Source organism: Pseudoduganella sp. HUAS MS19, from assembly GCF_053615455.1.
On record NZ_CM132133.1, the window covers coordinates 2,470,518 to 2,487,532 of the forward strand.

Sequence of the window (17,015 nt, forward strand, 5' to 3'; positions counted from 1 at the left end):
TTCAATCAGAAAGCGGGACGATGGCGATCGATTACGGCAAGCTCGAAGACACCCTGGAGAGCGAAGTGCGCTTCGGCAGCCTGCTCGAATCCATGCCCGATGCCATTGTGGCGGCCAGTGACGACGGCCGCATCGTGCTGGCCAACGGCCGGGCGGAAGACCTGTTCGACTACCTGCCCGGCGAGTTGCACGGCATGGCCATCGAAACCGTGCTGCCCAAAGGGCCGGAAGCCTGCGGAGCGCGCAAGGGCGGGGAGCGCTTCCCGGCCGACGTGCGCAGCAGCCAGCTGCACGCCGGCGCGAGCCGGCTGCATGTCCATTCCGTGCGCGACATCAGCGAGCTGGCCAAGGCCAGCCAGGCCAAGGAGCGCTTCCTGGGCGGCATGTCGCATGAGCTGCGCACTCCGCTCAATGCCATCATCGGCTTTACCGGCACCTTGCTGATGCAGCTTCCGGGGCCCTTGAACGAGGAACAGTCCAGGCAACTGCGCACCGTGCAGGGAAGCGCGCGCCACCTGCTTGCCCTGATCAATGACTTGCTCGACTTCGCCAAGATCGGCTCGGGCAAGGTGGAACTGCACCCCGAGCCGCTGAACTGCCGCGGCATCGTCGAAGAGCTGGTGCTGGTACTGCGGCCGCAGGCAAGGCAGAAAGGCCTGGTCCTGCATTTTCGCGCACCGTCGCAGGCGGTGATGCTGCGCGCGGACCGTCGTGCGCTGCAGCAGATCCTGCGCAACCTCTTGGATAACGCGATCAAATTTACCGAACGGGGAGAAGTCAGTATCGCCCTGGAACGCAGCGTGGCAGAAGGCAAACCCTTCGTGCAAGTGAGTGTCAGCGATACCGGGAGCGGGGTCACCGACGACATCATGCAGCAACTGGGCATCCGCCTGAGCCAGAAACTGGCGGCATTATTGAACGGGTCGGTGCGGCATTTCGACAAACCGGGCAATGGCAGCATATTTGTGCTCACATTGCCACTGGAATAGCGGATACTAGAGGCGATACATCGACAGGAGTACCCATGTCAGCACGCATCCTGATTATCGAAGATAACCCGACGAATATGGAGCTGATGGTGTACCTGCTCCGCGCCTTCGGCTATCAGCCGCTCCTGGCCCATAATGGCGAGGAAGGCGTGGAGGTGGCGCGCCGCGAAGTACCGGACCTGATCATCTGCGACGTGCACCTGCCCAAGCTCGATGGCTACGGCGTGGTGGCCCAACTGAAACAAGACCCCAAGCTGAAAGACATCCCGGCGCTGGCGGTGACCGCGCTGGCCATGGTCGGCGACCGCGAAAAGCTGCTGGCTGCCGGCTTTGACGGCTATATCGGCAAGCCGATCGAGCCCGATACCTTCGTCACGCAGATCGAGTCTTTTTTACCGGGGGAGATGTCGCCCCAGGATGAGAACGACATCGCGACGATCCTGATCGTCGACGACCATGTGCTGAACCGCGAGTTCCTGATGACGCTTCTCGGCTACAGCGGCCATCGCTTGCTGGAAGCGTCCAGCGGCATGGAAGGCTTGAAGGTGATGGAGGCGGAGCGGCCGGACCTGGTCATTTCCGACATCCTGATGCCCAACATGGATGGCTACGAGTTCGTCAACCGCATCCGCAGCAAGCCGGAACTGGCGGACGTGCCGATCATTTTCTATACCGCCACCTACCGCGAGCGCGAAGCGATGGCGGTGGCTGAGGCTTGCGGCGTGCGCTGGGTGCTGCCCAAGCCGTCCGATCCGGACGTGATCCTGAAGACGGTGCACCAGGCGCTAGGCATGGCGGAGCAGGGCGAGGCGCTGCCGGCATTTGCTCCGGAACCGCCCAGCCAGGGGCGCCTGTTCGACATCGAGCACAAGGTCGCCGAGTATATCGACGAACTGGAATCGAGCAGCCAGCTCATTACGCGCATCGCCAATAACGGCGAGTCGCACGATGGCGAGCCGGAACACCTGAACCAGATGACCGAGCGCCTGTCGCGCTCCCTGTCCAGCCTGCAGGCGGTCAGCCTGCGCCTGACCGCGCTGATCGAACTGGGGATTGAGCTGGGCGCGGAACGCGACGCGCAAGGCCTGATCGAAATCGGGGTGCGCGTGGCGCAGAATATCTGCGTGTCGCGCTTCGCCTGCATCGGCGTGCTGGAACAGGATGCACAGGAGACCAGCTACTTTGCTTCCTGCGGCGCGGGTGAGCAGGCCAGGGTGGTGGCGAGCCAGCCGCGCGCCGGCATCCTCGACAGCCTGCTGCAGCAACGCCAGCCCGTGCGCATGAGCCGCCTGGGCGGCGATCCGCGCGAGATCGGCCTGCCGGTCGGGCACCCGCAGGTGCATTCCTTCCTCGGTGTGCCGATCGCTTCGCGCGAGCGGGTGCACGGCTGGCTGTACCTGGTGGACAAGCTTGGCGCCGACGAGTTCAACGAAGTCGATGAGCGGGTGGCGGTGACGGTGGCGGCACAGATTTCGGTCGCCTACGAAAACCTGCTGCTGTACGAGGAAATCAGCCGCCACCACGCACAGCTCCAGCTGGACATGAATGCGCGCATCAGGCTTGACGAAGACCTGCGCCGCTTCCGGCTGGCGATGGACGCGACGGCGGACGCGATTTTCCTGGTCGACCGCGCCAATTCCTGCTTTATCGACGTCAACGTGACGGCCTGCCGCATGCTGGGCTTCGCCCGCGAGGAATTCCTGAAAGTGGGGCCGGAACGCGAACCCGATCCCGCCCTGCAACCGCTGCAAGACCTGTACGACAAGCTGCTGGCGGGCGACCAGAGCGGGGCAATGGCCGAGCTGCTGCTCGAATGCAAGGACGGTGCGCCGCTGTCGGTGGAGGTACAGCGCCGCACGCTGCGCTCGGGCCAGAACTGGATCCTGGTGGCCGTTGCGCGCGATATCACGGAGCGCAAGGAGGCCGAGCGCCGCCTGCTCAAGCTGGCCCATTTCGATACCCTGACCGGCCTGCCGAACCGCAGCCAGTTCTACGATTCGCTGATGCTGTCGCTGAAGCAGGCGGCCGAGCACAACTGGGCGCTGGCGGTGCTGTTCCTCGACATGGACCGGTTCAAGAACATCAACGACACCCTGGGCCACACGATCGGCGACGAGCTGTTGCGCCAGTTCTCCAGCCGCCTGGTGGAATGCCTGCGCGTACGCGACACCATCGGGCGCTTCGGCGGCGACGAGTTTGCCGCGATCCTGATGCTGCCGGAAGGGGCGCAGAATGCCATCGCAGTGGTCGACAAGATCCGCGAGGCGATGCGCCAGCCCTTCGATTTGAAGGGGCACGAAGTGACGGTAACGGCAAGCATAGGGATTTCGGTATTCCCCGACGATGGCAGCGATCCCGACACCCTGATCCAGTACGCCGATACGGCGATGTATCGCGCCAAGGAGGCCGGGCGCGATGCCTTCCGCTTCTTCACCGCGGAGATGAATGCGCAATCGCTGGCGCGGCTGGATATGGAAAATGCGCTGCGTCGCGCGATCGACAACAATGAATTCCGCCTGTTCTACCAGCCCAAGGTGCATATCGCTTCCGGCCGCATCAGCGGCGCTGAAGTGCTGCTGCGCTGGGAGCGTCCAGGGCATGGCATGGTGTCGCCGGCGCTGTTCATCCCGCTGCTGGAAGAAACCGGCCTGATCGTGCGTGTCGGAAGCTGGGTGATCCACGAGTCCTGCCGCAAGATTGCCGAATGGTCCAAGGGCGACGTTGGGGCGGTGCATTTGTCGGTGAACGTGTCCGGCATCCAGTTCTTCGTCGGCGGGCTGGAAGAAGAGGTGATGCGGGCTATCAAGGAGAACGATATCTCGCCCGAATTGCTGGAGCTGGAACTGACCGAAAGTTCGCTGATGTCCAATGCCGAAGAGACCATCACCGTGCTGCAAAACCTGAAGGCGCTCGGGGTAAAGATTTCGATCGACGACTTCGGCACCGGTTACTCGTCGCTGGCATACCTGAAACGCTTCCCGATCGACAAGCTGAAGATCGACATCGCTTTCGTGCGCGAGGTGACCAGCAACCCGGATGATGCGGCGATTGTGCTGGCCATCATCAATATGGCGCACAGCCTGAAACTGAAGGTGATTGCGGAGGGCGTGGAGAAGGATGCGCAACTGTCCTACCTGCGGCGCCATGATTGCGATGAGATGCAGGGCTATTATTTCAGCCGGCCTTTGCCGGAGAACGACTTCGTGCAGATGCTGCGCGAAGGCCGCCACCTGCAAACGCCGAGCGACGAGAACATCGTCGACCAGCAAACCTTGCTGATTGTCGACGATGATGCCTTCATGCTCGACGTGCTGAGCGATTTCCTGGCGCAGGACGGCTACAAGATCCTGACCGCGCAGACGGCGGCGGAAGGATTCGACGTGCTGGCACGGCACCGCGTGCAGGTGATCCTGTGCGACCAGTGCATGCCGATGATGACAGGGACCGAGTTCATGGAGCGGGTCAAGAACCTGGCACCGGATACTTTCCGGATCATGCTGTCGGCCTATGCCGACTTGACGCCTATCATGGCCGCCATCAACCACGGCGCCATCGACCGCTTCTACACCAAGCCGTGGAAGGGGGCGGTGCTGCGCGAGAATATCCGCGAAGGATTCCGGCTGCATTCGCAGATCCGGGCGCCGCAGTACCTCAATTAGTCGTCCACGCGGCCGAGGGCGGCGAAGTGCAGGACCCAGCGGCCTTTTTGCGCCTTGACCAGCGCCGCCGCCTCGTCGTCGTAAAAAGCGCCGACCGGGCAGGCGCCCAATCCCCTGGCGACGGCGCCGAGCAGCCAGCGCTGTCCCATCAGGCCCGCTTCCAGGAAGGCCATGCGGTAGCCGCGGGCGCCGTGCTTGAGCGCCTGGGCGCTGTCCGCCGACAGGATCAGGACTGCGGCGGCGTCGCCGATGACGTCCTGGTCCAGCGCTGCATTGCGGGCTTGCGTGGCGAAGTCGCCCGACTGTACCGGCTGGAGTGCATGTTTGGCCGGCAGGTAGCGGTAGACGCCTGGTTTAAGTCCCGTCACGCGATTGACCACCAGGTCGGCATGCAGCGCGCCTGACAGGAGTGGCGCTTGCGCCATGTCCGCCAGGATCGACGCCAGCTGCCGCAGTTCGACCGGCCGCTCCGAGAAGCGGCGCTGGCTCCGGCGCTGCAGGATAGAGCGAGCCAGATCCATTTCAGCCGCGGCACCGGCCGGCAGCGCTAGCAGCCCATCCCCGCCGCCGCCCTGGCCGGTGTCGCTGCCATTGACCGCCTGCGGGACGGTGAGCGAGGTGGCGGCATGGATCTGGCCCGTCACACCAAGCCCGCCCGCCTGCGCTGTCCGGGACCCGCTGGCGGGCGGCGGCGCAATATCCGCCTGCGCCGGAGGGGAGGCAGCGGCGCCTGAGAATGCCGCCACCGCAATCACGCCTTCCTGCAAGCCATCGAGCCCGAATAGCGACGCCAGCGCCATTTCATCAAACTGCCGGAGCAGGGTGGCCCGCGCACCAACATAGTGTCCCGCCAGCCGTGCATTTTCCAGCAAGTGCCCGAGATCGGCCCCGACGTAGCGGTAGGCCCGGTCGCGGTACTTGTAGCCGGTCCGCTGGAACACCGCCGAGACCACCAACAGTACGTCGGCATCGGCCGTGTGCAGTCCGCCCGGAAGCTGGCCTAGCCTTGCCAGCCGGTGCTGGCCGGGATCGAAGTGGTAAAGCCCCGGCTGCAAGCCATCCACGCGCCGAACCAGCAAGTAAAGCTCGGCGGGGAAAAGCGCGCCGGAAGAGGGGGCCGCTCGCAGCGCCAGGCCGCCGCGCCGCGCGGTGACGCCCGCAGTCAGGTGCAGCAGCTGGCCCACGGCCGCAAGATCAAGTGCCCGTGCCGAGGGCTTTGTCGCTGAACCGCGCAGCATGGCGCCGAGGCTGCGTGTGCCAGGATCGTCCGGCAGCGCGCGCGGCAGTGCAATGTGGGGCGCTGCCGGATAGGCTTTGAAGGGAGCGGGCTGCGTCCCCCAATCCACGGCGGGAGCGCGGCGCAGTACGCCGCTGCGGGAGGTGGACGATGCGTCGTGATAGCGCAGTACGGTTGCGATGGCGGCGGCATCGCCGTCCGCCTCCGGTGAGCCGGGAGCGGTCCGCCTTCCCTGTCCGCTCCAGTGCGCCCCCAGCGCAAACGCCAGCGCCAGGGCCCCGGCCGCGCCGACGGCGCGCACACTGGCGCGCCGGCTGCCGAAGGGGCGGGACCCGGGCGTTGCCGGCTTTGCCCTCTCCGCGCGCGGCGTTTCCCGCCGCTGCCGCAGCCAGCGCAAGGCTGTCGGCAGATTGAAAAACAAATGCAGCGACAGCAGCAACAGCGTCACATAGCCGAACAGGTAATGCCAGTCAAATACCGGCAATTGCTGGTTGGCGACCCAGAACAAGCCCAGTCCGGCAGTGGAGAGCAGGTAGGCTGCCAGCAGCAAGCTGCTGTGCAGATTGAGCGCCAGGCGCGACGGCGCCTTGCCGCGCCACGCCAGCGCGAGCAGGGCGGCATACACCGCCAACGGCAGCAGCACCCACAGGATTTTCGGCCCCATGCGGGCATTGTAGACCGCATTAGAAGCCCTGTTCTAGAGAGTGCGCCGTACAATGGCCCCGGAATCAATACAGGAGCCGCCGCCATGGGTAAAAAGACGAAATCGTTTGAGGAAAGCGAAGAACGGCTGACCAAGGCAGTACGCGAATCGGCACAGGAAATCTGGAAGGCGGGGCTGGGGGCCTTCACCGACCTGCAAAAACGTGCCCGCGCGGTCGAAGGCGACCGCGCCGGACATGTACGCGAAACCGTCAACTCGCTGGAAAAAGTGTTCGAAGAGCGGGTAACCCGGGCCTTGGAGTCGATTGGCGTACCGATGCGGCAGGACATTAACGCCCTGATCGACCGGATGGAGGAATTGAGCCGCCAGGTCGAGGAATTGAAGGCTTTGGTGAAAAAGCCGGTCAAAAAGGCCACAACGAAAAAAGCGTAACTTCTGGAAAACTTCTAATAGTGATATCCTTGCAGGGGAAACAATAGAGCCCCCTGTTATGCTACAAAAAGCGCCAAGACGAACCCGCGAACGCATCCTGGAACTCTCGCTGCGCTTGTTCAACGAGTTCGGCGAGCCAAACATCACGACCACTGTCATTGCCGAGGAGATGAATATCTCCCCGGGGAACCTCTATTACCATTTCAGGAACAAGGACGACATCGTCAATTCCATCTTCGTCCAGTTCAAGGCCGAAGCGGAGCGCATGCTGCAGGTGCCGAGCGGCCGCCGTTCGAACGTGGAGGACGTGTGGCTGTACCTGCACCTGATGTTTGAGCTGATCTGGCGCTATCGCTTCTTCTACCGCGACCTGAACGACCTGCTGTCGCGCAACCGCAAGCTGGAACTGGAATTCAAGGAACTGCTGGCGCACAAGATCAAGGTGGCGCGCAACCTGTGCCTGGACCTGCGCAGCGAAGGTTCGCTGGAGGCGAGCGACATGGCGATCGATGCGATGTCGGTGAATATGGTGGTGGTGGCGACTTATTGGCTGTCCTACGAATACGTGCGCAACCCGCGCAAATACTCCGAACAGCAATCCATGGCCGATGCGCTGGCGCGCGGCTGCTATCAGGTGCTGTCCCAGATCGGTCCATACCTGCGCGGCGAGACCAGCCTGCTGTTCCAGAAACTGTCCGAAGAATACCTGAAGAAGCTCAAATGAAATCGATTTGCGTGTATTGCGGCGCCAATGCCGGCGCTTCCCCCCGTTACGCCGAACATGCCCGTGCGCTGGCCGCGGCACTGGTGGAGCAGAACCTGGCGCTGGTGTACGGCGGCGGCAATGTGGGCCTGATGGGCGTGATCGCCGACGAAGTGCTGCGGCTTGGCGGCGAAGTGACCGGCGTGATCCCGACCGCCCTGGTCGAGCGCGAGGTGGGACACACCGGCCTGACGCGCCAGTTCATCGTCAAGGACATGCACGAGCGCAAAGCCATGATGGCGCAGTTGTCGGATGGCTTTATTGCCATGCCGGGCGGCATGGGGACGCTGGAAGAACTGTTCGAGATGCTGACCTGGTCGCAGCTTGGCATCCACAGCAAACCGGTTGGCCTGCTGAACGTGGACGGTTTCTACGACAAGCTGGTCGGCTTCATCGAACACGCCCGCGACGAGGGCTTTATCAAGCCGCAGCACGCGGCCCTGGTGCGTGTAAGCGGCTTGCCGGCTGCCCTGGTGCAAAGCCTGAAATGCTGAGCAGGGATGCAGCCGAGCGGCTGGCGGAGGCAGTATTGGCGACCGAGCGCGCCAGGCATGCGCTGCGCCGCCTACCAGAGGCGCTGGCCGCTGGCGTCGAGGTGGGTCAGGTATAGGCGGGTGTCGAACTCGTACTGGTGGTAGTTCGGCTCCATATAGGTACACAGCTTGTAGAACGCCTTGTCGTGTTGTTTTTCTTTTACGTGGGCCAATTCGTGCACTGCGATCATCCGCAGGAATTCCAGCGGCACCTCCCTGAACATGGTGGCGACCCGGATCTCGTGCTTGGCCTTCAGCTTTCCGCCCTGGACGCGTGATACCGAGGTGTGTAAGCCCAGTGCGTGGTTGATCACGTGGATCTTGCTGTCGAATGCCACTTTATCGATCGGCGCCGCATTGCGCAGGAACTCGTTGCGCAAATCCTGGACGTAGTCGTACAGTGCACGGTCGTTGCGGATATCGTGGGCTTTCGGATAACGTTGCAGCAGCACTTCGCCCAAGCGGCCCTGGTCCATCGCCTGGCGGACCTGGGAAAGTGTTTGTTCTGAGTAAGCGCTGAGGTATTTCATGGCGGGCCGAATGGTATCATGCCCGCATGCGCACCCACGTCAATTCGGTGGGACTGCTGGTGGTCAGCGACCCCGTTTTGAACTTCAGCTATCCCGCCCACATCCCCAGAGATTGCATCGATGCCTTGCCATCGCTGCCGGGTATTTACATCTTCCGCGATGCCGCCGGCAAGCCGGTCTACATCGGCAAGAGCGTGAACATCCGCACGCGGGTGCTGTCGCATATGCGCACGGCAGAGGAAATGCAGATGCTGGCGCGCGCCGCCACCATCGACTTCGAGCGCAGCGGCGGCGAGATCGGTGCCTTGCTGCGCGAATCGGAGCTGGTCAAACAGCACCAGCCGGTTTTCAACTCCAAGCTGCGACGGCTGCGCGAGATGTGCTCGATCAGCATGGCGGGCGACCAGCCAGAGATTGTCTTCGCGCGCGAGACGGACTTTGCGCTGGCCGAGCAGCTGTACGGCCTGTTCGGCAGCAAGAAGGCCGCCATCGAAACGCTGCGCGACGTCGTCCATGCGAGCGGCCTGTGTACGGTGGCAACGGGGCTGGAGAAGGGCATGCCGGGCCGGCCATGTTTTGCGCGGCAAGTGGCGCGCTGCAAAGGCGCCTGCACTGGCGAGGAACCGGCGGCCGAGCACGCAGCACGCGTGCGGCTGGCGCTGGCGCCATTGCGCGTGACACGCTGGCCGTTCGCTGGTGCGGTGGCAATCGTCGAGGAATCGGGAGGCTTGCGCCAGCGTGCAATCGTCGACCGCTGGTGCTACCTCGGTGTCGACAAGCCGCGGCCCGCAACTGCCAGCTTCGATATCGATGTGTACAATATCCTCGTGCGCCCGTTGCAGACGGGCGCCTTACGCATCGAGGAGCTCTGAATGTCGTTGAAGTTCAATGTTTTCGGCACGCGCATCCATATCGAGCGCCAGGGCAGCCAATGGGCCGCCTTCTATCCTGGTTCGGACGGCAAACGCCGCCCGGCCGATTTCGTCATTCCGCACGATGTCGAGGAGGCGGATCTGGCACTCTACCTCGGCGATCTGTTTCACGAAGATGCACGTCCCGCTTATCCGGAAGTGACCAGGATAGCGTAACTTCTTCCTCCACGCGGGTTAGCGTTGCCGCGACGCGGCGACCGTCACGGATCGGCATCGCGCGCGGATTCGAAGCGGGAGCGGGTCAGGTCTTCGTTGCGTTCACCGAAAGCGTAGTTGGCCTCCAGCCACATCACGTTGATGACGCCAGCGAAGATGGCGACGCAGATACCCAGGATCCAGGTGAAGTACCACATGTCCGATTCCTTTCAATAAGCGGTGTGTTCGTTGTCGAGGATGTGGGCAGTGGTCACCTTGCCGCGCACCACCCGGTATACCCAGCTTGTGTACATCACGACAATTGGCAGCATGATTGCTACGACCCAGAACATCACGGCCAGCGTCTTGTGGCTGGAGGTGGCATCCCACGCGGTCAGGCTGTGCGAGGGCATCAGCGAGGAAGGCAGCACGAAGGGGAACATGGCGCCTCCGGCGGTGAGCAGGACGCCGGCCACGCTCATGCCGCTGGCAAGGAAGGCTGCCACGGTGCGGCGCGCGGCGCTGAAGACGATTGCCAGCAGGGCGCCCAGGAAGGCTGCCGCCGGGAAGGCCAGCGTCAGCGGCCAGCGCGAATAGTTGTCCATCCAGGCGCCGGCGGCTACAACCACCGTTTTCGCGGGAGGCATGAAAGCTGTGCCGGCATCCGGCATGGCGGTGATGCGGTAGCCTGGCAGGGACGTGGCGACCCAAACTCCAGCAGCCGCGAACAATACGATGGTCAGCCCGGCGGCACCTATTGCCATGCGGCGGGCGCGGTCGGCAATCACGCCTTCCGTTTTCGGGTGCAGGAAGGTGGCGCCGTGCATGGCCAGCATGGCGACGGCCAGCACTCCGGACAGCAGGCCGAATGGATTCAGCAACTGGAAAAAGTTGCCGGTGTATTCAAGGCGCAGCAGGTCGTCGTAGCGGAATGGAATGCCTTGCAAGACATTGCCCATGCCGACGCCGAAGATCAGCGGCGGTACAAAGCCACCAATGAACAGGCCCCAGTCCCAGGCATTGCGCCAGCGCGGGTCGGCAACCTTGCTGCGGTAATCGAATCCGACGGGACGGAAGAACAGGGCAAACAGGGCCACGATCAGCGCGATGTAAAGGCTGGAAAATGCGGCGGCATAGACCAGCGGCCAGGCCGCGAACAGCGTGCCGCCAGCGGCGATGAACCAGGTCTGGTTGCCTTCCCATGTCGGGCCGATGGTGTTGATGATGACACGCCGTTCGGTGTCGTCCTTGCCGAGGAAGGGCAGGGACATGCCGACGCCGAAGTCAAAGCCGTCGGTCAGCGCAAAGCCCAGCAGCAGCACGGCGACGAAGCACCACCAGATCACCTTATACGTCTCGTAATCGAAGATCATGATTGCTGCTCCCAATGGTATTTGCCGGTATGCAGGGCGCTTGGGCCGAGGCGGGCGTACTTGAACATCAGCTTCATTTCAATCACCAGCAGCACTGTATAGAACAGGGCGAAGCCGGCCAGGCTGAAGTACAGGTTCGATGGCGGCACGCTGGATGCGGACAGGTGCGTCGGCAGGATTCCCGCAATCGTCCAGGGTTGGCGGCCGTACTCCGCCACGATCCAGCCCAGTTCCGCGGCGATCCAGGGAAGCGGGATTGCTAACACGGCCAGCTTGAGCAGCCAGCGCTGCGGTGCCAGGCGCTGGCGGACCAGGAAGTAGAACGAGGCGCTGAAGATGAACAGGAACATGATCCCCAGCCCCACCATGCCGCGGAAGGCCCAGAAAAGCGGGGCAACCTTGGGGATTGTGTCGTCCACCGCCATCCTGATTTGCGCTTCGGTGGCGTCGATCACATTTGGCGTGTATTTCTTCAGCAGCAGGCCGTAGCCCAGGTCCTCCTGCAGGGCCTTGAAGGCGGCAACTGCTTCAGGCGATTTGTCGCCCGATTTGAGGCGGGCCAGGGCGGCGTAGGCTTGCATGCCGTTGCGGATGCGGAGTTCATGCTCGAGCTTCAAGTCCTTGATGCCGGTCACTTGCCTGTCGACCGAGCGCGTAGCGATCAGGCCCAGTACATAGGGGATCTTCACCGCGTAATCGGTGCGCTGCTCCTCGTCGTTGGGCAGGCCGAAGACCGTAATGCCTGCCGGGGCGGGGGCGGTATGCCATTCGGCTTCAATGGCGGCCAGCTTGACCTTGTTTACTTCGCCCGCCGTATAGCCGGATTCATCCCCCAGCACGATGACGGACAGCGTCGACGCCAGGCCAAAGCCGGCTGCAATGGCGAACGAGCGCAGGGCAAAGGCCACGTCGCGCGCTTTCAGCAAATACCAGGCAGAGACGCCAAGCACGAACATGGAGGCCGTCACGTAGCCGGCAGCGACGGTGTGCACGAACTTCACTTGTGCCACCGGATTGAAGATCACGTCGGAGATGCTGGCCAGCTCCATGCGCATGGTTTCGTAATTGAACTGCGCGCCGACCGGGTGGTTCATCCAGCCGTTGGCAATCAGGATCCACAGCGCGGACAGGCTGGAGCCGAGCGCCACCAGGAAGGTCACAAGCAGGTGCTGGCGCCTGGAAAGCTTGTCCCAGCCGAAGAAGAACAGGCCGACGAAGGTCGATTCGAGGAAAAAGGCCATCATGCCTTCAATCGCCAGCGGGGTGCCGAAGATATCGCCCACGTAGTGCGAGTAGTAAGCCCAGTTGGTGCCGAACTGGAATTCCAGCGTGATGCCGGTGGTGACGCCCATGGCGAAGTTGATGCCGAACAGCTTGCCCCAGAACCTGGTCATGTCGCGGTAGATTTCGCGGCCGGTCATCACATAGACCGACTCCATGATGACCAGGATCCAGGACAGTCCCAGCGTCAGCGGGACAAACAGGAAATGGTATAGCGCCGTAAGCCCGAACTGCAGCCGGGACAGGGCGACGACTTCATCGACGGGGGCCATCATTCACTTTTCGCCAGGTTTCGCGGGCGCCGAGAGCAGGTGGCTTTCCACCTGCCCGGCCGGCAGCCGCATTTTCGTGGTTTGGGGATGCGAGAAAAAGGCGTACCACAGGCCGTACAGCAGCAAGACCTTCACTGCCAATGCGACCGTGATCGCCAGCGCCAGGCTGTGGCCGGCGGGGGGCTTCACTTGCTGTCCTCTTCGGCTTCGCTGCGGCTGGGGCGGAACTTGCCGCGCACCGCGTCGCCGACATCGAGCAGCTTCTTGACGGTGGAGCCCATCTTCATCAGGGAGGCCAGGGTGTCGGGCGACAGGCGCTGCACGTCGTCGAACCAGGAACTGGAAAGCTCGATCAGCTCATACATTTCGCGCATGCGTTCCTGCGCATAGCGGTCTTCCGCCGTGGAGGCCGATTCCAGCATGGCGTCGCGCAGCATCGACAGGGTCGGCTCGACTTCGCGGCGGCGGCGTTCTTCCAGCAGGGCCTTGAAGATGTCCCACACGTCTTTCGGCGGTTCGAAATATTCACGGCGGTCGTTCGGCTGGTGCAGCAGCTTGACCAGGCGCCACGATTGCAGTTCCTTCAGGCCCATGGAAACGTTGGAGCGCGAGAATTCCAGGTGCTCGGCGATCTCATCGGCGTTCAAGGGGCGGTTGCTGACATAGAGCAAGGCATAGATTTGGCCGACGGTACGGTTGATCCCCCAGCGGCTGCCCATTTCGCCGAAGTGGAGGATGAATTTTTGCGCGAGGGGGCTCAGATTTACCATTTCTTGATCTGCCTTCTTGAGTTTTTTGAAGTTTCAGGATTTCCTGAAATTATAAGACTATTCAAAAAACTTTGCGCTGTATAATTGTGTATATTGCGCTTTTGGAAAGGAATGCTGATGAAACGTATCACTGCTGTCCTGCTGTTGTGCGCCGCCGGCGCCGCCTCTGCTGCCGAGATCACCGTATCCGCCGCTGCCAGCCTGAATAACGCTTTCCGGGAGGCGGCAGCCGCTTTCGAAGCGGCCCATCCGGGCGACAAGGTCTTGCTGAACTTTGCTGCATCCGATGCGCTGGTGGCCCAGATTGCCAAGGGCGCGCCGGTCGACGTGTTCGCCTCCGCCGACCAGGAAGCGATGGGCAAGGCCGAGCCGCACCTGGCGCCGGGCAGCCGCCGCGATTTCGCCAGCAACCGGCTGGTGGTCGCGGTACCGTTCGGCAGCAAGCGCGACCTGCGGACGCTGGCCGACCTGCGCCAGCCGGCGCTGCAGCGCCTGACCACCGGCAATCCGGCCAGCGTGCCGGTGGGGCGCTATACCCGCAGCGCATTGGAAAAAGCCGGGTTGTGGTGGGAACTGGAGCCGAAGTTCGTGTTTGGCAGCAATGTGCGCCAAAGCCTTGATTACATCGCGCGCGGGGAGGTCGAGGCGGGCCTGGTGTACCAGACCGACGTTGCCGCGCAGGCCGATAAGGTGCGCGCCGCGTTCGTGGTGCCGACCACGGCGCCGATCACCTACCCGCTGGCAGTGATCAGGAATGCGCCGAATGCCGCTGGCGGCCGCGCCTTTGCCGATTTCATCATGTCGCCCGGCGGGCAAGCCATCCTGGCGCGCCACGGATTCGGAAAGCCATAAGCAATGGATGCTGCACTGATCGCACTTGGCCTGTCGCTGAAGGTGGCGCTGTGGGCCACCGTGATTGACCTGGTGCTGGGTGTCGGCTTCGGCTACCTGTTGGCGCGCGGCCGCTTTCCCGGCCGCGATGTGCTGGATGCCTTGCTTACGCTGCCGATGGTGATGCCGCCCACCGTGCTTGGCTATTACCTGCTGGTGCTGATCGGCCGCAATGGCCCGATCGGCCATTGGCTACTGGAACATTTCGGCATCAACCTGATTTTCACCTGGCAAGGTGCGGTCATTGCGGCAGCGGTGGTTGCTTTCCCGCTGGTGCTGAAAGGGGCCCGTTCAGCCTTCGAAGCGGTGGACGTGCAGCTGGAACAGGCGGCCCGCGTGCTAGGCGTTGCCCCGCTCGGCGTATTCTTGCGCGTCAGCCTGCCGCTGGCGTGGCGCGGCGTACTGGCCGGCACCTTGCTGGCCTTCGCCCGTTCGATGGGCGAATTCGGCGCCACGCTGATGGTGGCGGGCAGCATCCCCGGCAGGACGCAGACGCTGTCGATTGCCGTGTACGAGGCGGTCCAGGCCGGGCAGGACGATACCGCGAACCTGCTGGTGATGATCACTTCGCTGACATGCGTCATCGTGCTGGTGGCGGCCAACCGCCTGGTGCCGAACCGCGCGCAGGGGGCAGCATGACGATCAGGGTGGACATCCGCAAGACCCTGCGCGCAGGCCAGCGCAGTTTCCAGCTCGATGCGCAATTCGAGTCGGCCAGCAAGCGCGTAGTGATCTATGGCGCTTCGGGTGCGGGCAAGAGCCAGATGCTGAAGGCGATTGCCGGCCTGTCGCGGCCGGATAGCGGCGTGATCGAACTGGATGGACGGAAGCTGTTCGACAGTAGTGCGGGCATCGATGTGCCGGCGCGCAAGCGGCGCGTGGGGTATCTGTTCCAGGACTATGCGCTGTTCCCGCACCTGAACGTACGGCAGAATATCGGCTTCGGCCTGCAGCGCGCCTGGTTCAACCCGGCGCCGCGCGGCGAGCCGGAAGCGGTGCGCTACTGGTTGGAAGCTTTCGGCCTGGCCGAGGTGGCGCACCAGCGGCCGGCGCAACTGTCCGGCGGCCAGCGGCAGCGTGCGGCGCTGGCGCGTGCGCTGGTGGCGGAGCCAGGCGCACTGTTGCTCGACGAGCCGTTTGCAGCGCTGGACCCCGCGCTGCGCGTACGCATGCGCGCCGAACTCGATAGCCTGCAGCGGCGGCTCGATATCCCGATGCTGTTGATTACGCACGATCCCGACGATGCCGCCACTTTCGGCGGCCATGTATTGACGATGGCGGACGGCCGCGTGGCCGGGGAGGACAGCAATGGATAAGCAGGTCGCCCTGCAAGGCGAAGTTCGGATCACGCTCGATGGCAAGGACTTCGGCGGGCACCAGCGCGTCGAACTGCTGGCCAGCATCGCCGAACACGGCTCGATCACGCAAGGCGCAAAGGCGATCGGCATGAGCTACAAGGCCGCGTGGGATGCGATCGATGCGATGAATAACCTGGCCGGCGAAGCGCTGCTGGAGCGCTCCGCCGGCGGCAAAGGTGGAGGCGGCACGCGGCTTACGCAGCGCGGTGCGCAGCTGGTGGCGAATTTCCGCCGCATCGAGTACGAACACACGGTGTTCATGAAACACCTGAGCCGCCAATCGCAAGGGTTGGCAGATGATTACCTCCTGTTGCAATCAATGAAAATGAAAACCAGCGCACGCAATCAATTCTCGGGAACAGTCGCGCGTATCAAGCCGGGCGCGGTCAACGACGAAATCATTTTGCGCATTGTTGGAGGGCAGGAGATTGTTGCAATCATCACACACGAGAGCGCAGAAAGCCTGTGTTTGCAAGAAGGAACCGAAGCTTTCGCTTTAGTTAAGGCTTCTTCGATCATCCTGGCGACCGGCGCAAGCGGCAAACTGTCGGCGCGCAATCAGTTGCGCGGGACGGTATGCCGCGTGCAGCCTGGTGCCGTTAATTCCGAGGTGACGCTTGCCTTGCCTGGCGGCGGCACCATCGCGGCCACCGTCACGCGCGACAGCGAGCAAGCGATGGAGCTTGATGTGGGCGTCGAAGCGACCGCCTTGTTCAAGGCATCCAGCGTGATCATAGGTGTTCCGATATGAATTCCGTTGTGCAACATTCTTAGGATTTGCTAAGCTAGTCCACTTTTCGGGCCCGCCCCGTCCTTTGTGGGAAATGAAATGGAACTGCTAGCAAAATATTTCCGATGCCAGGGGCGCATCAATCGCCGCATCTGGCTGTCACGAGTTATCGCATTAGGCCTGGTCTGCCTGGCCTTCGGCATGCTTGCCAACGAGCTGCTGGGCGATCCCGGCGCAGCAGTGTTTGCGCTGGCATTTACATGGGGCGCGCTGGCCGTGTCCACCCAGCGCCTGCACGATATCGGCCGCTCCGGCCCGAGTCTACTTTTGCTGTTGATTCCTATCCTGGGCCCACTTTGGGTATTGCTCCTGCTTGGCCGCCGCGGTGGCGAAGGCAAGAACCGTTATGGCGATGACCCGCTGTCGCGCCACGATTACCTGCAAGTGAACATCGCAAAGTAAGACT

At 63.0% G+C, this 17,015-nt stretch carries 19 protein-coding genes; 12 read left to right on the forward strand and 7 right to left on the reverse strand.

The window, feature by feature from the left end:
- Window positions 1–20 precede the first annotated feature (20 nt).
- Complete coding sequence (locus ACWBU6_RS11350; RefSeq protein ID WP_452648890.1) at window positions 21–989, forward strand: sensor histidine kinase; 969 nt, start codon at window positions 21–23, stop codon at window positions 987–989.
- Between the two features lie 35 nt (window positions 990–1,024).
- A complete protein-coding gene (locus ACWBU6_RS11355; RefSeq protein WP_452648891.1) occupies window positions 1,025–4,648 on the forward strand; it encodes an EAL domain-containing protein in 3,624 nt (1,207 codons plus the stop codon).
- On the opposite strand, the gene ACWBU6_RS11360 is transcribed toward ACWBU6_RS11355, so the two are convergent.
- Window positions 4,645–6,549 (reverse strand): SagB/ThcOx family dehydrogenase, encoded by a 1,905-nt coding sequence (locus tag ACWBU6_RS11360; protein WP_452648892.1) that lies wholly within the window; start codon window positions 6,547–6,549, stop codon window positions 4,645–4,647. The two genes, ACWBU6_RS11355 and ACWBU6_RS11360, sit on opposite strands and share 4 nt — an antisense overlap.
- Window positions 6,550–6,633: 84 nt before the next feature.
- Here ACWBU6_RS11360 and ACWBU6_RS11365 point away from each other — a divergent pair, with 84 nt between their 5' ends.
- From ACWBU6_RS11365 to ACWBU6_RS11375, 3 genes are read left to right on the forward strand one after another with little or no spacing between them, the layout of a single operon-like run.
- Window positions 6,634–6,981 carry a phasin family protein gene (locus ACWBU6_RS11365; protein ID WP_452648893.1) on the forward strand — a complete coding sequence of 116 codons (348 nt, stop codon included), beginning with the start codon at window positions 6,634–6,636 and terminating at the stop codon, window positions 6,979–6,981.
- A gap of 58 nt (window positions 6,982–7,039) precedes the next feature.
- Entirely contained in the window at window positions 7,040–7,705 is a 666-nt protein-coding gene (locus ACWBU6_RS11370; RefSeq protein WP_055934831.1) for a TetR/AcrR family transcriptional regulator, read from the forward strand.
- Window positions 7,702–8,238 (forward strand): LOG family protein, encoded by a 537-nt coding sequence (locus ACWBU6_RS11375; RefSeq protein WP_452648894.1) that lies wholly within the window; start codon window positions 7,702–7,704, stop codon window positions 8,236–8,238. The genes ACWBU6_RS11370 and ACWBU6_RS11375 overlap by 4 nt, the downstream gene beginning before the upstream one ends.
- A 71-nt stretch (window positions 8,239–8,309) precedes the next feature.
- Here ACWBU6_RS11375 and ACWBU6_RS11380 read toward each other — a convergent pair whose 3' ends face one another.
- On the reverse strand, window positions 8,310–8,807 hold the full coding sequence (locus tag ACWBU6_RS11380; RefSeq protein WP_452648895.1) for a YgjP-like metallopeptidase domain-containing protein: 498 nt from the start codon (window positions 8,805–8,807) through the stop codon (window positions 8,310–8,312).
- 26 nt (window positions 8,808–8,833) lie between these two features.
- Between ACWBU6_RS11380 and ACWBU6_RS11385 the strand changes: the two genes are divergently transcribed.
- Complete coding sequence (locus tag ACWBU6_RS11385) at window positions 8,834–9,679, forward strand: endonuclease (RefSeq protein WP_452648896.1); 846 nt, start codon at window positions 8,834–8,836, stop codon at window positions 9,677–9,679.
- Window positions 9,680–9,895, forward strand: coding sequence for a DUF7661 family protein (locus ACWBU6_RS11390; protein WP_452648897.1), 216 nt, complete (start codon window positions 9,680–9,682; stop codon window positions 9,893–9,895). It begins immediately after the preceding gene.
- Between the two features lie 44 nt (window positions 9,896–9,939).
- Here the strand turns inward: ACWBU6_RS11390 and cydX are convergent, their stop codons facing one another.
- From cydX to ACWBU6_RS11415, 5 genes are read right to left on the reverse strand one after another with little or no spacing between them, the layout of a single operon-like run.
- Window positions 9,940–10,092 (reverse strand): cytochrome bd-I oxidase subunit CydX, encoded by a 153-nt coding sequence (cydX, locus tag ACWBU6_RS11395; protein WP_452648898.1) that lies wholly within the window; start codon window positions 10,090–10,092, stop codon window positions 9,940–9,942.
- A 12-nt stretch (window positions 10,093–10,104) separates the two neighbouring features.
- Window positions 10,105–11,247, reverse strand: coding sequence for a cytochrome d ubiquinol oxidase subunit II (gene cydB / locus ACWBU6_RS11400; protein ID WP_452648899.1), 1,143 nt, complete (start codon window positions 11,245–11,247; stop codon window positions 10,105–10,107).
- Complete coding sequence (locus ACWBU6_RS11405; RefSeq protein WP_452649556.1) at window positions 11,244–12,800, reverse strand: cytochrome ubiquinol oxidase subunit I; 1,557 nt, start codon at window positions 12,798–12,800, stop codon at window positions 11,244–11,246. Before ACWBU6_RS11405 ends, cydB begins: the two co-directional genes overlap by 4 nt.
- Window positions 12,801–12,803: 3 nt before the next feature.
- On the reverse strand, window positions 12,804–12,989 hold the full coding sequence (gene cydP / locus ACWBU6_RS11410; protein ID WP_452648900.1) for a cytochrome oxidase putative small subunit CydP: 186 nt from the start codon (window positions 12,987–12,989) through the stop codon (window positions 12,804–12,806).
- A complete protein-coding gene (locus tag ACWBU6_RS11415) occupies window positions 12,986–13,570 on the reverse strand; it encodes a GbsR/MarR family transcriptional regulator (RefSeq protein ID WP_452648901.1) in 585 nt (194 codons plus the stop codon). The genes cydP and ACWBU6_RS11415 overlap by 4 nt, the downstream gene beginning before the upstream one ends.
- Window positions 13,571–13,681: 111 nt before the next feature.
- On the opposite strand from ACWBU6_RS11415, the gene modA reads away from it, so the two are divergent.
- The 5 genes from modA (at window position 13,682) to ACWBU6_RS11440 (ending at window position 17,011) form a co-directional block, all read left to right on the forward strand.
- The gene (gene modA, locus ACWBU6_RS11420) at window positions 13,682–14,422 is read left to right on the forward strand and encodes a molybdate ABC transporter substrate-binding protein (protein WP_452648902.1); all 741 of its coding nucleotides are present in this window, start codon (window positions 13,682–13,684) and stop codon (window positions 14,420–14,422) included.
- A 3-nt stretch (window positions 14,423–14,425) separates the two neighbouring features.
- Window positions 14,426–15,100 carry a molybdate ABC transporter permease subunit gene (gene modB, locus ACWBU6_RS11425; protein WP_452648903.1) on the forward strand — a complete coding sequence of 225 codons (675 nt, stop codon included), beginning with the start codon at window positions 14,426–14,428 and terminating at the stop codon, window positions 15,098–15,100.
- Window positions 15,097–15,777 (forward strand): ATP-binding cassette domain-containing protein, encoded by a 681-nt coding sequence (locus ACWBU6_RS11430; protein WP_452648904.1) that lies wholly within the window; start codon window positions 15,097–15,099, stop codon window positions 15,775–15,777. The genes modB and ACWBU6_RS11430 overlap by 4 nt, the downstream gene beginning before the upstream one ends.
- Window positions 15,770–16,570: a TOBE domain-containing protein gene (locus ACWBU6_RS11435; protein WP_452648905.1), complete on the forward strand. Its 801-nt coding sequence runs from the start codon at window positions 15,770–15,772 to the stop codon at window positions 16,568–16,570. Before ACWBU6_RS11430 ends, ACWBU6_RS11435 begins: the two co-directional genes overlap by 8 nt.
- 78 nt (window positions 16,571–16,648) lie before the next feature.
- Window positions 16,649–17,011: a DUF805 domain-containing protein gene (locus ACWBU6_RS11440; protein ID WP_452648906.1), complete on the forward strand. Its 363-nt coding sequence runs from the start codon at window positions 16,649–16,651 to the stop codon at window positions 17,009–17,011.
- Window positions 17,012–17,015 lie beyond the last annotated feature (4 nt).

Excerpts from the sequence above, each read along its gene's own strand:
- ACWBU6_RS11350 (WP_452648890.1), top strand. The coding sequence starts at position 21 with ATGGCGATCGATTACGGCAAGCTCGAAGACACCCTGGAGAGCGAAGTG.
- modA (WP_452648902.1), top strand. The coding sequence starts at position 13,682 with ATGCTGATGAAACGTATCACTGCTGTCCTGCTGTTGTGCGCCGCCGGC.
- cydX (WP_452648898.1), bottom strand. The coding sequence starts at position 10,092 with ATGTGGTACTTCACCTGGATCCTGGGTATCTGCGTCGCCATCTTCGCT.
- ACWBU6_RS11430 (WP_452648904.1), top strand. The coding sequence starts at position 15,097 with ATGACGATCAGGGTGGACATCCGCAAGACCCTGCGCGCAGGCCAGCGC.
- ACWBU6_RS11365 (WP_452648893.1), top strand. The coding sequence starts at position 6,634 with ATGGGTAAAAAGACGAAATCGTTTGAGGAAAGCGAAGAACGGCTGACC.
- ACWBU6_RS11380 (WP_452648895.1), bottom strand. The coding sequence starts at position 8,807 with ATGAAATACCTCAGCGCTTACTCAGAACAAACACTTTCCCAGGTCCGC.
- ACWBU6_RS11390 (WP_452648897.1), top strand. The coding sequence starts at position 9,680 with ATGTCGTTGAAGTTCAATGTTTTCGGCACGCGCATCCATATCGAGCGC.
- ACWBU6_RS11415 (WP_452648901.1), bottom strand. The coding sequence starts at position 13,570 with ATGGTAAATCTGAGCCCCCTCGCGCAAAAATTCATCCTCCACTTCGGC.
- cydB (WP_452648899.1), bottom strand. The coding sequence starts at position 11,247 with ATGATCTTCGATTACGAGACGTATAAGGTGATCTGGTGGTGCTTCGTC.
- ACWBU6_RS11355 (WP_452648891.1), top strand. The coding sequence starts at position 1,025 with ATGTCAGCACGCATCCTGATTATCGAAGATAACCCGACGAATATGGAG.
- ACWBU6_RS11435 (WP_452648905.1), top strand. The coding sequence starts at position 15,770 with ATGGATAAGCAGGTCGCCCTGCAAGGCGAAGTTCGGATCACGCTCGAT.
- ACWBU6_RS11360 (WP_452648892.1), bottom strand. The coding sequence starts at position 6,549 with ATGGGGCCGAAAATCCTGTGGGTGCTGCTGCCGTTGGCGGTGTATGCC.
- ACWBU6_RS11375 (WP_452648894.1), top strand. The coding sequence starts at position 7,702 with ATGAAATCGATTTGCGTGTATTGCGGCGCCAATGCCGGCGCTTCCCCC.
- ACWBU6_RS11440 (WP_452648906.1), top strand. The coding sequence starts at position 16,649 with ATGGAACTGCTAGCAAAATATTTCCGATGCCAGGGGCGCATCAATCGC.
- modB (WP_452648903.1), top strand. The coding sequence starts at position 14,426 with ATGGATGCTGCACTGATCGCACTTGGCCTGTCGCTGAAGGTGGCGCTG.
- ACWBU6_RS11405 (WP_452649556.1), bottom strand. The coding sequence starts at position 12,800 with ATGGCCCCCGTCGATGAAGTCGTCGCCCTGTCCCGGCTGCAGTTCGGG.
- ACWBU6_RS11370 (WP_055934831.1), top strand. The coding sequence starts at position 7,040 with ATGCTACAAAAAGCGCCAAGACGAACCCGCGAACGCATCCTGGAACTC.
- ACWBU6_RS11385 (WP_452648896.1), top strand. The coding sequence starts at position 8,834 with ATGCGCACCCACGTCAATTCGGTGGGACTGCTGGTGGTCAGCGACCCC.